Source organism: Hymenobacter citatus (assembly GCF_014333615.1).
GTDB lineage: Bacteria > Bacteroidota > Bacteroidia > Cytophagales > Hymenobacteraceae > Hymenobacter > Hymenobacter citatus.
In genome coordinates this window covers 1-12,492 of sequence record NZ_JACSCY010000021.1, presented here as the reverse complement: position 1 = coordinate 12,492, position 12,492 = coordinate 1, and the positions used below count along the sequence as shown (strand labels likewise).

Here is a 12,492-nt window from a genome sequence, read left to right as displayed (position 1 = left end):
ATGAGCAAAGTTAGGAATGAGGCGAAAAAATCGTTTGGGTTAGACGTAAACGGGCCCGTGTTTTGGCCATCCATCGTGATACTTGTCCTCAGTATCGTGCTCGTGCTGGTCTTCCGGGAAAGTGCCGAAGCGTTCTTCTCGAAAATACAGACTGCCGTGACGTCCAACATGGGGTGGCTGTTTATTCTGAGCGTCAATATTTTTGTGGCGTACTGCCTGTTTCTGGCCTTCGGCCGGTTTGGCAATATCCGGCTGGGTGGCCGGGATGCGCGGCCGGAGTTCAGCACTGGCTCCTGGTTTGCGATGCTGTTCAGCGCCGGCATGGGTATTGGCCTGCTTTTCTGGAGTGTGGCCGAGCCCATCAATCACTTTCAGACGCCCCCGCTCGGGGAGCCGGGCACGCCGGCCGCCGCCCGCCAGGCCATGAACTTCACGTTCCTGCACTGGGGCTTTCATGCCTGGGCCATCTACGCGCTGGTGGCGCTGGCGCTGGCCTTTTTCACCTACAACCGCCAACTGCCGCTCACGGTCCGCTCGGCGTTTTACCCGTTTCTGGGCGAGCGTATTCACGGCGTTATTGGTGATGTGATTGATATTCTGGCTGTTATTGCCACCCTGTTTGGCCTGGCTACCTCGCTGGGGCTGGGGGTGAAGCAGGTGGCAGCCGGCCTGCACCACGTGTTTCCGGTCATCGTCAACAACATCACTACCCAGATCAGCCTGATAGCCATCATCACGGGCATTGCCACCATCTCGGTGGTAACGGGGGTAGATAAAGGCGTGCGCATCCTCAGCGAGTGGAATGTCCGGATTGCGCTTTTGGTGCTGGTGTCGGTTCTGTTTTTGGGGCCTACCGTATTTATCCTGGGCTCTTATGTACAGAACACCGGCTACTACATCGGCAGCTTTATGCAGCTCTCTTTCTGGAATGAGGCGTACAGCAACAGCAACTGGCAAGGCACCTGGACGGTGTTCTACTGGGCCTGGTGGATTTCGTGGGCACCGTTTGTGGGCATTTTCATTGCACGCGTCTCCAAAGGCCGCACCATCAAGGAATTTGTGCTGGGGGTGCTGATTGTGCCTTCCCTCCTTTCCTTTCTGTGGATGACGGTGTTTGGTAGCACCGCCCTACGCGAAGTACTGGATGGCAATACGGCTGTAGCCGAGGCCGTAGCCGCCGACGTATCGACGGCCCTGTTCGTCTTTTTCGAGCAGCTTCCTTTTTCCAATATCCTGTCGGTTATCGGCATTGTGCTCATCGCCGGATTCTTTGTTACCTCTTCGGACTCTGGGTCGCTGGTGGTAGTAAGTCTCACTTCCGGCGGCCGGCCAGACCCTTCCGTAGGCACCCGCGTGTTCTGGGCCTTGTCGGGCGGAACCATTGCGGCGGTGCTGCTGCTGGGCGGCGGGTTGCAGGCCTTGCAAACGGCTGTTATTATCACGGGGCTTCCTTTTGCTATTATTCTGCTGCTCATGTGCTATAGTCTTTATAAAGGTCTGAGCGAAGAACTGGAAGAAGAAACCAAGCTGGGCAGTGCCCAGCAACGCAAAGATTATCAGCAACTGGTGGGCGAGATGCTGGCCAAACGGGCGCAGAAGCAGGATGCCAACGCACCGCACACAAGCCTTCCTACCTCCTTACCCCCAAACACCGCGAAACTATGATTGCCATCGACGCGATGATGGTCTGCCTGGACCTGAGTGATATAGACGAAAAACTGGTAGCTTTCACCCGCTCCATCTGTGAGCGGCTGCAAGTAGGCAAAGTGTACTTTGTGCACAACGTGAAGGTAGCCGAGCTGAGCGACGACTTCCGGGAATTGTTCGGCAATATGGACCTAGCCACCGAAGTGGAAGGCAACATCAACGACATCGTGACCGAGCACTTTGGCAATGCTACGGCGTATGAGGTGCTCGTAGGCGAGGAGCCGAACACGGAGGTGATGCTGGCCGAACTGGTAAAGCGCTATCACATAAAGCTGGCCCTACTCGGCAAGAAAATGAGCGACAAGAGCACCGGCGCCCTCGGCACCAAGCTGCTCCAGGTGTTGCCGTGCAGCGTGCTGGTTTTCCCCGAAACAGCGTCAGCAAGCATTCACAAAGCCCTACTGCCGCTGGATTTTTCGGCCACCTCGGTGCACGCCCTGCGGCTCAGCCAAAACCTGGCCACCCAGCTGGGGCTGCAACTGGAAATCCTGCACGTGTACCGCCTGCCTACCCAATACTTCCCGCTTATCTCAGAGGAAAAGGCCGTGAAAAAGGCGGAAGAAATCGTGAAAGAGCGGTTTGCCACCTTGCAGCGCAAGCACCAGGAAACCGCGGGCGTGCCTTATACCCTGGTGCGGGCTGCCAACAAAAGCGTGGCGGAGCGCATTCGCCTGCACCTGGGCAAGGGCAAATACGACCTATTAGTGCTCGGCCTGAAGGGTAGCAACCCCCTGCCCTCGCTGCGTTTCGGGAGCGTACCGAAGGAAATCTACAACATGGACCTGCCCATTCCGCTGTGGCTGGTCTACTCCGAGGAGGTGATACGATAGGCGCTACGGCCATACCTACCCAGCGGCTCGCACCAGGTTAGTGATGCCGGTAGTAACCATATCGACGCCGATAGCACCCAGGAAAAAGCCGTTGATACGCAGCAAAAGCTCCATGATCTTGTCGAAGGCAATCTGAAAGCTTTTGCTGCGCATGGTGCGGCGCGTTTGCTTCAGCCCCATGATGATGAGGTAGTTGATGAGCATGATCGAGGCCAGGGCCACTACCCCTTGCCACAATTCTAACTGCTCCGACATCAGGACAGTGAGCGAGATGGTGCCCGCCCCTACCATGAACGGCAGCGCTATTTCGGAAGCCAGGTCGTGCAAATCTCCCTTTATCTGGATGAACGCCTTTTTGCCCTGCACGATAAAGATGTAAGCAAAGGAAAACAGCACAATGCCGCCAAATATCCGGAACGACTCGAAGTTGATGCTGAATACCTTCTGAAAAACCAAGTCGCCGAATAGCAGGAAAACCAGGTAGATGCAGAAAGAAATGGTGCTGGCTTTCAGGAAAACCGACCGGAAATCAGCCTCCGAAAGGTCTTGCATAATGGGCTTTAGGTACAAAAACAGGGCAAACGGGTTCAGCATCACCAGGAAACTGACTATGGCGGCTATCATCAATGTAGGCTTGTATAACGGATTTGGGGTGGATCATCAGGAAGGCGACCTTGTTGCTTTACCACCAGGAAGCAACGTGGGTAGGAACACCGTGTAAGGGGGCTATAGTGGTATTCTAGGGTAATTTTCTATCTCTACCTCCCGGCCCACTCCACTGCTTACTAAGCGACTCGGACGATTACGTTGCGCTTCCTCGCGGGCTTTTTCGAACGCTTGCGTTTCATCCGCAAACGACTCGACCAAGTTCCGGCTGTGATCCAGCACACGCCATTGCGCCTCTTCCTCATTCCACTGCACACGATAGATCTTCTCCAGTGCCCGCTCTTTGTTGCGGAGCAACTCAAGGATGACCTTACCGTCGCTACTGCTGCCATCTGGGTAGGGCGTGGGCAGCAGCGCGAAAAAGATGTAGTACAGAGAAAAGTAGGTGAATTGGTAGGTGAGCATGCCCGGCTCCAGCACGTTGGTTTCAATGAGGTAGACCACCGCCACCGCGGCCACAGCGTTGAACAGCGACCCTCCAATAAAAATAAGGACGTTGGCCAAGCGGTGGTTGCGCCGCAGATTGTCGAAGGTGCACTGGCCGTACCAGAAGTAGTATTGACGCACTTCCAGCATCCCCCAACGGAAGACGACGTCTCCGGAGCCAACGGTAACCTTGATGTTTTTGCCCCCCATCAACCAGGCAAAGAACACATGCCCCGCTTCGTGCAGAAACGAAATAACCGGCAGCACCAGAAAAAAGGCCAGAAAAAACTTCGGGATGTCACTTACTCCAAACATAGTACTGTGTGTACGGAGAAAGGAGTTATCCGTAGCCAATTTTCTGAAGCAAAACAGTGAAGCGCCTCAATAGAGGGCCCCGTGGAGTGGTTTTCCTTCCGGCATAGTTGGGCTAGTGGCGCATCTTCCTGAACATGTAGGAAGCGTTTTTTCAAAAAAGTACCGCCATATACCAGGGTATTCGGCCTCTTCTTCGACTAGTAGAGAGTACACGTCCTACTCTATTGCAACACAAACGCCCCGACCAACCGGCCGGGGCGTTTTGTTTCTGCCAGACACTTACAATTTTCGGAACCCTAGTTTCTCGACCGTGGCCAAATCCTTTCGACGGACACCACCTTCTAATACGATTCCTGTTTTGCAATGACAAGCATTGCAGGGCTCATATTCTCCTTTCTGGGCTGCCTGCAACTGATCGGTTTGAACGCCTTGCTTTTGGAGGTAGGCTGTCGCTGCCGTCTTAAAGGCGGTTACACCAGTTGAGTCAGCAACCCATGGGTCGGAACATGCAGTTTGCGCGTAGCTTACTTGTACGAGTTCGTCGGCGGCCGGATCGGTGTCTTTGTCCTGGCATCCGGATAAGGCAAGACCACCCCAGCAACTCAGCGCACAGAAAACAATATGTGTAATCTTCATAAGAGTAGATATAGTGTGTATAGAGAGTAGAGGCATCGCCGTAGCATATGGTTGCATGCAGTATTCGCTATGTTTTTGCTATAGCTATTCTGTTTCACCTCTGACTAACGGTCACCTCTAACTAGCTGCCTTCAAAGGTCCCTGCTTGGCCACGCGCCGGACGCACAAGAAATACCAACACCGCAAGGGCTAGGAGTGATGAGTGCTACCCACCACTTCCGCCCCCGCCGGTTGGCCGAACAGTTAGAGCAAGGCCCTACCCAACGCCCGCCCCAACCGCCAAGCCCGCCGCGCCGCCGTACCCCCTTTCCGGCACCCGTACCAGACCGGCCATTTCGGGCGGTACTGCTCTACCGACTGGAAACCCTCCCTTACCTTGCCAACCTAGGCGGCCCCGATAAAGAGTACCGCCTAGTGGCTGAATGCCTACCCACCGCCGAGGGTACCGCCGTACATGATGTACTGTTTCTGTGTCCACCGCAACCGCGCTACGCCGGACAGTGCGACGCTATCCTACAAACTAGGTGCATTGAACGCCGGAAAGATCTACATTCCGGCCTCCGCACGGTTGAGAAAATGCCGGCGCGGCTCTCTCCGTGGGTAGACTGCCTGTTTGTAGGAGACTACAAAACCGACTACCGGGAGAAAGTACTAGGGCCGGCGGCCGTCGTGCTGATGCGACGCGCCACGGCCACCGAGCCGGCCTATCTGCTGCTGCTGGTTACGGAAAAAGCCTATCAGCCTAAGAGCCGCTCAACCAACGCACAAACCGCACGGAATACCCTGCAAACCGTGCTGCCACAGCTACCAGAGTGGCTAAAGCTGCTCCCCTCTGAATTGGAGTAACGCAACGGCATTTGCCTGTAATTATCAGGCATTACAGGGAGGCAATATGAACTGCTAGACGGTTCCCCTAGGCACAGATGCCTACCCCGCCTCCCTCGCAACTACCACACACAAACAGACTGGAAACAGCCTGCCACCGCCCCGAAAGCAGTGGCCTTGGTTGCCGCTGCCTTTAACGAACGAGCGCCTACCCTCTTAGCAAGGGTAGGCGCTCTGGAGCAGGCTGTTTCGGGCTAGGAATTAGCTGGTGCTACCACTAGCAAAGATAGGCGTTTCGGGCTACCGTGTACGACAATTTGCACCTACATTTTACGCTACCCAACCCCGGCCCAACGGCGGAGCAGGCACTAGCCGATGCTCCGGCGTTTGCCGGGGCCACGGGCGAACCCGACGCACGGGGCCGCATCCGGCATACGTACCGGGGCTTACGCCTGGAGTACCGGCCGGGGCAATACAAAGGCCGGGTACGCGGGTCGCTGCACACCTTCGCGCAAGGCAACAACCTAGGCACCTTCACGGCTGCCGACGTGGCCCGCGCCGTGGCTGAACTGGCAGAGGCGTTGGCCATACCCCCGGAGGCGTTGCTAGTGAAGTGGCTGGAGGTTGGCGTGAACCTGACAGTACCTACCGCGCCGCGCCCGTTTCTGGAGCAGCTCTAGCACCACCGACAAAGCCCGTTCTACCCGCTGGCTCCGCCCCCCGGTGTTGCCCGCCCGCTGGAATACGTAGCCTACCACGCGGCCTACCGACTCAAGTATTACGACAAAGGAGCCTATGCCGCCCTACAAGGTTTTATGGTGCCTCCGGGGCACCATTTGCTACGGTTTGAGATAGTGTATACCCGTGCCCGCAATCTGTGTACGCTCACAGGCTTGCCGGTTCTCACGCTGACCGACCTAATAAAACCCGATATTATATGCCTTTTAGGCGGCGAATTGTTCAAACACTGGCACCTCACTACCCACCGCCGCCCGCTGGACTATACCACGCTCAAGTTTTCTGATGCGACACTGTTACTAGCTGGTGCCTCGCTGGAGTTTTGGGCCGCTACCCGTGCGGCTACTCCGCCTGCTACTTACCACCGCAACCGGGCCCGCTACAACCGCCTTCAGCGTGACGCCACGCACCGCGCCGGCCCTCACCCCTACGATGCCTTACTGACTGCTACACTAGATCAAATACTGACAAATGCTAACATTCTCAAAAGTGATAGGCTTTACCACACTTGTAATCAGTTGGACAGTGAATGCAATCCGATCATTTAATATGAGGCTTCACTTCATAAATCAGCAAACGCAATGACATTAATTGAGAACACAGAAAAAACGTAGAAAACGCAATAAAAACAGAGGTAACGCAATTGGGAATATGGGTAACGCAATGACACTCCATTTATCAAATAGCAATTGCGTTTCATCCAAATTTCTTTTACCGCTATCTATTCCTTAAAAATTTCGGTTTCCTCAATAAAGCTATAATGATAACGCAATGTCTACATAGGATTATTGAAGTTGTCTCCCACTGCCTATCTTACTCCCTTTGTAGCCACTCACCCTGCTACTGCTATTCTATCTTTATCCTGTTTCCTCTGTGACCTACCCAGAATTTGAAGCCCGCTGGAAAAATTCCGGCGGCGCGGAGCGGGCCAACTACGGCCTATTCCTGCAAGACCTCTGCGACCTGCTAGGCGTACCCCGCCCCGACGCTACCACCGACAACCCTGCTCAGGATGCCTACGTGCTGGAGCGGGCTGTAACGTTTGATGATGGAGCAGGCAAGAAAAGTACCGGCCGGATAGACCTCTACAAACGCGGCTGTTTCGTGTTGGAAACCAAACAGGGCACCGACACACCCGACGTATTAGCCCAGGCCGAACGCGCCCAGCTAGGGTTGCCCCCCGAACGCCGCCGCAAGGGCCACGCCGTACGCAATACCGGCAAGTGGCGGCAAATGATGGAAGCCGCCCGCCAACAGGCCCTAGGCTACGTGCGGGCACTACCTACTACCGAGCCGCGCCCGCTGTTTGTGATAGTGGCTGATGTGGGCTACGCCCTCGACCTATACAGCAACTTTGCCGGGGTTGGAGATTCCTTTGTGCCATTCCCGGATTCGCAACGATTCCGGCTGCCGTTGGCCGCGCTGGCAAATGAGGAAACCCGCGCTATGCTCCGGCTGCTCTTTACCGACCCACGGGAGCTAGACCCCAGCCGCCGCGCTGCTCAGGTAACGCGGAAACTAGCCGCCCAACTTGCTGCCCTATCGGCCCAACTGGAGCAGGCCGGCCACGCCTCCGATGTGGTAGCGCAATTCCTGATGCGGTGCCTGTTTACCATGTTTGCGGAGGATACCGGCCTGATACCAAAACAGTCCTTTACGGGTCTGCTGGAGCAGTACGACACCGACGAACGCCGGCAATACTTGCCCGATGTGTTGACAAGTTTGTGGACAACGATGGATGCCGGCGGGTTTTCGCCTTCGCTGGTGGCGCGTATTCCCAGGTTCAACGGGCAACTATTCCACAATGCAGCGGCCCTACCCCTATCGGTTGCCCAAGTTACACTGCTACGCCAAGCCGCCGCCGCCGATTGGACTACCGTAGAACCGGCCATTTTTGGAACGCTGCTGGAGCGGGCCCTAGACCCCAAAGAGCGGCACCGCCTAGGGGCCCACTATACCCCGCGCCGGTATGTAGAGCGGCTGGTGCTGCCTACCGTGATAGAGCCCCTACGCCGGGAGTGGGCTGCCGCCCAGGCAGCCAGCGCCCGCCGGCAGGATGAGGGTAATTTGAATGCCGCCCGGAATGAGTTGGTGAAGTTTCAGCGCCGCCTTACCACCGTGAAGGTGCTAGACCCGGCTTGTGGTACGGGCAATTTCCTGTACGTAACGCTGGAACACCTCAAACGCCTGGAGGGTGAAGTGCTAGACGCTATCAACGGGTTCGGGCAAACCGGCCTGCTGGATTTGGCTGGTGGCACCACCGTAGGCCCGCGCCAACTGCTAGGGCTGGAGCTAAACCCTCGCGCCTCTGCTATTGCTGACGTGGTACTACGTATCGGGTATTTGCAGTGGCATATCCGTACGCACGGCCTTACCCAAATGCCGGAGCCGCTGCTAACGGATGATCATAACATCCAAAAGCAGGACGCCGCCCTACAACACGGCCCGCCTACCCCGCGCCTCGATGCTCAGGGCAACCCCGTAACCCGTTGGGACGGCACCACCCGCCCGCACCCAGTTACCGGCCTAGCCGTGCCCGACGAAACCGCCCGCGCCGTGGTACTGGACTACCCAAACCCGCACCCCGCCGAGTGGCCTGCTGCTGATTTTATTGTAGGTAATCCGCCGTTTATTGGAGCTAAGTATGTGCGCGAAGCTCTAGGTGACGGGTACGCAGAATCATTGCGTGCTGCCTACAAGGGCAGAGTACCTGAGTCAGCAGATTTAGTAATGTACTGGTGGCACAATGCCGCCGAAACTGTGCGGGCAGGTAGGGCCGAACGGTTTGGATTCATTACCACTAATAGTATAAGCCAACCTTTCAACCGGCGCGTAATGCAACCCTTTTTGGATGGTGACAAGCCACCGCTAGCTCTCGCGTTCGCCATACCTGATCATCCGTGGGTAGAAGGTGGCGACGGTGCCGCTGTGCGAATTGCTATGACTGTAGCCGAGCCTAACGGCTTCGCCCCTGGACGCCTATTAGAGGTGAGAACCGAAGCTGTACCTGAAGGTGACGAAGCAGCTGACGTAACATTTACGGAACACCAAGGCCATATTCTGCCCAGTTTGAGTATTGGGGTTGATTTTGACAGTGCCCAACCACTGAAAGCTAACGCTAGCCTAGCTAATCGGGGCGTTCAATTAATGGGCAGCGGATTTATTGTTGAGCCAGAGAAAGCTAAAAAACTAGGGTTAGGCCAGATACCTGAATTATCTAATCATATTCGAGCCTATCGAAATGGTAAAGACCTAACAGATAAGCCACGCGGTGCGCTAGTTATTGATCTATTCGGGCTAAAAGACGCTGATGTGCTAGCTAAATTTCCTGACGTTTACCAACATATCTTAGAGACAGTGAAGCCGGAACGTGACCAAAATAATCGGGCTAGCTATCGGCTAAATTGGTGGATTTTTGGAGAGGCTCGCTCTAATTTCCGCCCGGCATTACAAGGTATATCTCGTTTCATTGTTACTGCCGTAACTGCAAAGCACCGGCTTTTTCAGTTTCTGCCTGCTGATACCTTACCCGATGATGCTCTAATTGCCATTGCTACTGAGGATGCCTATTATTTAGGTGTTCTATCTAGCCGATTGCATACAACGTGGGCTCTCACTGTGGGCACTGATTTGGGCGGTAACACACCACGTTATATTAAAGGGCGTTGTTTCGACCCGTTCCCCTTCCCCGACGCCACGCCTACCCAGCAGGCCCGCATCCGGGAGCTAGCCGAAACCTTAGACGCACACCGCAAACGCCAGCAGGCCGCGCACCCTACCCTCACGCTCACGAACCTCTACAACGTGGTAGAAAAGCTCCGCGCCGGCCAACCCCTGAACGCCAAAGAGCAAACCACCAATCAGCAGGGCCTAGCCTCCGTGCTACTCTCCCTACACAACGACCTAGACGCCGCCGTGGCCGATGCCTACGGCTGGCCCGTTGATTTGCCGGAGGCGGAGCTACTAGCCCGGCTGGTGCAACTCAACCACGCCCGCGCCGCTGAGGAAGCAGCCGGCACCGTGCGTTACCTCCGCCCCGCCTATCAGGCCCCCGGCCAGCAACAGAGCGCCCTAACCCTAGGTACTACGGCCACCGCCGCCGCTGCCGTAGCCGAAACCGCCCCGCAACCGTGGCCCGCCGAGCTGGCCCAGCAGATGCAAGCCGTTCGGGCCGTGGTAACGCAAGCCGGCGTACCACTCACCCCCAAACAGGTAGCAGCCCGGTTCAAGAAAGCCAAGCCCGCCCAGGTACAACCTATGCTGGCAACACTTACGGCTCTCTCCTTACTTCGGCATTTGGAGCCGGAGGACGCCTACGCTGCATAAATGAATTCATCATTCATGCAGGTAAGGCATTATACATTTATAATCAAAAGACAATTTTGTGTTTTCTCTAAATAAAATCAATCATAAATACCATGAGCAATAAAGAGTCTCCCAAACGAAACTACCGTGAGATCTATAACATGTCCTTGCGAAGCTCCATTTTGCTTTGTTCAATTCGTGAAGAGAATGAAATATCTAGAGCATTAAAATATCTACTCAGAACTGTTAGACCTGATTCTAAAACCCTAGACAATAAATCAAGCAGCCTTTCATTTAAAAATAAGGTTGATCTATTGTATGATATTGGAGATTTAGAAAAGTCGCAATACGATAAATTAATACTATTTATGGAGATTAGAAACCAATTTATACACAATCCAAACTGCAATTCATTTGTTAATTTAAGCAAATATGCTCCTGAAACGGATAAGAACCTTAAGAACAAGTTCCCCAACAAAACAACTGACACAGAAGCAAGTAGATGGGAAAGTTTTGGCAACCTATTTCTCGAAACGTTTGCTAGCCTCATTGAACTAAGATTAGAGTATCGAATTGGATATAGATATGAAATGGACCAATATGTCAATGCAAGAGCAATGGAAAATATAAATTTTAGCTTTAAAAATGCTTTAATAAGATGGAAAACAGCTTTCTCTAATGGCAAAAAATTCACTAGTTCCAATCAGCCAAGCATTTTTTGGCCAACCGCTCCTAGTATTGAAGATATTGAGGCCGAAATACGTCATTTTGAATATCATTTAACAGCAGCTATGATAGATGACAAGACGAAAATTCTTGATAAAATCAGCAATGGTGAATTAACTGAGAAAGAGGTTTTTAAACGAAGAGCAATAGGATCTGATTTACAAGGTTTAGTAGCTAAGAGCGTTGAACAAGCATCTGCTACTGGAATAGTTGAAGAAGCTACTGAACAAATTGAATCACCAACAGAACGGAAAGAAGAATAGTAACTTGTATTTGTAGTAACCAATACTTCCAACAACCACGGCTTTTGCCCCATTTCGGTACTTGGAGGCGGAGGGTGCCTATGCCGCGTAATCGTACTGCGCCTCGGTAATCAGAAAAGAGTACTAAAGCTTGTATAATAAATGATTCGAGGTTGTTATCTACCAATAACTAACCCCTTACTTGCTGTCTGGTTGGTAGGTATTCTTGTTGGTTGCGGCCCAAACGCAGGGACATACCACGGCAACTTTGGGAAACTGCTCACCATAACTAACCTACAACCGGAAACGCCGGGCGCAGGCAAGAATGCTTTATGAAAAATGTAGTTGTGAACCCTGGAGGCTTCTATTGGGAAATCATGAACGACTGTAACGGCTGTGCCTACCTAACAATAGATGCAGTAAAAGGTAAGGTACTTGGGTAAAGCCAAGTTACATTCACGTACTAGTCCCTGGAAGGAAACACTCACTGATATAGTTGCCACGTTAATAGGTTGGAACACAGTTACTTTGGGCTTATATAGCTACCGTAACCACCGTATTTTACGGTATAATGCTACAGGCTAAATGCTGAAGTATAGTGCTTTGAACCCTACATTTTACCACTAGTTCCTTAAGGATTTCGGTTACCTGTGTCTGTTATTGTCCTGTAGCAGTTTGCCTGTATGCCCCAACGCTCGAGGAATGCTAACAAAAGCTAACATTATGCCCCGCCCCCCAACCTTTCCTGACACAGCCGACCAAATCAAACGGCTTGAGCTATTCGACCTCCGGCAACGGGGGCTGCTCCGGCCGGGCTACCATTCTACTATACTACGCTTGGAGCCGCAACGGCCACCCCTCCGGTTCAGTTGGGTTAGATGTGGTGCTACTAGATGATCAATCGTATCTACGCCTACATTACACTCTTAACGACACAACGCGTTATGATTACCGGATAGAATTAGAAGCTGTACCGACTAACCTAGGTAATGGCTTTCGTGAGGTGGTCGGATAAATCTGGACAGAATAGGGTGTTATCTTTCCTTCGTCATGAAAGACAGCCCTCAGCCTGCTAA

General features: G+C 53.5%; 9 protein-coding genes. 6 read left to right on the top strand and 3 right to left on the bottom strand.

The window, feature by feature from the left end; all coding sequences use genetic code 11:
• Together H8B15_RS18955 and H8B15_RS18950 are read left to right on the top strand one after the other, a co-directional pair.
• Positions 1-1,665, top strand: coding sequence for a BCCT family transporter (locus H8B15_RS18955; protein ID WP_187321226.1), 1,665 nt, complete (start codon positions 1-3; stop codon positions 1,663-1,665).
• Positions 1,662-2,537 carry a universal stress protein gene (locus H8B15_RS18950; protein WP_187321225.1) on the top strand — a complete coding sequence of 292 codons (876 nt, stop codon included), beginning with the start codon at positions 1,662-1,664 and terminating at the stop codon, positions 2,535-2,537. Before H8B15_RS18955 ends, H8B15_RS18950 begins: the two co-directional genes overlap by 4 nt.
• Before the next feature lie 15 nt (positions 2,538-2,552).
• Here the strand turns inward: H8B15_RS18950 and H8B15_RS18945 are convergent, their stop codons facing one another.
• From H8B15_RS18945 to H8B15_RS18935, 3 genes are all read right to left on the bottom strand, one after another.
• Positions 2,553-3,161 carry a MarC family protein gene (locus tag H8B15_RS18945; protein WP_187321224.1) on the bottom strand — a complete coding sequence of 203 codons (609 nt, stop codon included), beginning with the start codon at positions 3,159-3,161 and terminating at the stop codon, positions 2,553-2,555.
• A 102-nt stretch (positions 3,162-3,263) separates the two neighbouring features.
• Positions 3,264-3,944, bottom strand: coding sequence for a site-2 protease family protein (locus H8B15_RS18940; protein WP_187321223.1), 681 nt, complete (start codon positions 3,942-3,944; stop codon positions 3,264-3,266).
• A gap of 279 nt (positions 3,945-4,223) precedes the next feature.
• Positions 4,224-4,580: a hypothetical protein gene (locus H8B15_RS18935; protein WP_187321222.1), complete on the bottom strand. Its 357-nt coding sequence runs from the start codon at positions 4,578-4,580 to the stop codon at positions 4,224-4,226.
• 198 nt (positions 4,581-4,778) lie between these two features.
• Between H8B15_RS18935 and H8B15_RS18930 the strand changes: the two genes are divergently transcribed.
• The 4 genes from H8B15_RS18930 to H8B15_RS18915 all read left to right on the top strand — a co-directional run bounded on the left by H8B15_RS18930 (position 4,779) and on the right by H8B15_RS18915 (position 11,437).
• Positions 4,779-5,426 carry a hypothetical protein gene (locus H8B15_RS18930; RefSeq protein ID WP_187321221.1) on the top strand — a complete coding sequence of 216 codons (648 nt, stop codon included), beginning with the start codon at positions 4,779-4,781 and terminating at the stop codon, positions 5,424-5,426.
• Between the two features lie 296 nt (positions 5,427-5,722).
• On the top strand, positions 5,723-6,085 hold the full coding sequence (locus H8B15_RS18925) for a hypothetical protein (protein WP_187321220.1): 363 nt from the start codon (positions 5,723-5,725) through the stop codon (positions 6,083-6,085).
• Positions 6,086-7,016: 931 nt separating this feature from the next.
• Positions 7,017-10,469, top strand: a complete 3,453-nt coding sequence (locus tag H8B15_RS18920; RefSeq protein ID WP_343069184.1) for a class I SAM-dependent DNA methyltransferase — start codon at positions 7,017-7,019, stop codon at positions 10,467-10,469.
• A 92-nt stretch (positions 10,470-10,561) separates the two neighbouring features.
• A complete protein-coding gene (locus tag H8B15_RS18915; protein WP_187321219.1) occupies positions 10,562-11,437 on the top strand; it encodes a hypothetical protein in 876 nt (291 codons plus the stop codon).
• The last annotated feature ends 1,055 nt before the right edge of the window (positions 11,438-12,492 follow it).

What these genes read in the sequence shown, in the direction of transcription:
- H8B15_RS18940 (WP_187321223.1), bottom strand. Translation starts at nt 3,944, where the DNA reads ATGTTTGGAGTAAGTGACATCCCGAAGTTTTTTCTGGCCTTTTTTCTG.
- H8B15_RS18930 (WP_187321221.1), top strand. Translation starts at nt 4,779, where the DNA reads ATGAGTGCTACCCACCACTTCCGCCCCCGCCGGTTGGCCGAACAGTTA.
- H8B15_RS18950 (WP_187321225.1), top strand. Translation starts at nt 1,662, where the DNA reads ATGATTGCCATCGACGCGATGATGGTCTGCCTGGACCTGAGTGATATA.
- H8B15_RS18945 (WP_187321224.1), bottom strand. Translation starts at nt 3,161, where the DNA reads ATGATAGCCGCCATAGTCAGTTTCCTGGTGATGCTGAACCCGTTTGCC.
- H8B15_RS18915 (WP_187321219.1), top strand. Translation starts at nt 10,562, where the DNA reads ATGAGCAATAAAGAGTCTCCCAAACGAAACTACCGTGAGATCTATAAC.
- H8B15_RS18955 (WP_187321226.1), top strand. Translation starts at nt 1, where the DNA reads ATGAGCAAAGTTAGGAATGAGGCGAAAAAATCGTTTGGGTTAGACGTA.
- H8B15_RS18935 (WP_187321222.1), bottom strand. Translation starts at nt 4,580, where the DNA reads ATGAAGATTACACATATTGTTTTCTGTGCGCTGAGTTGCTGGGGTGGT.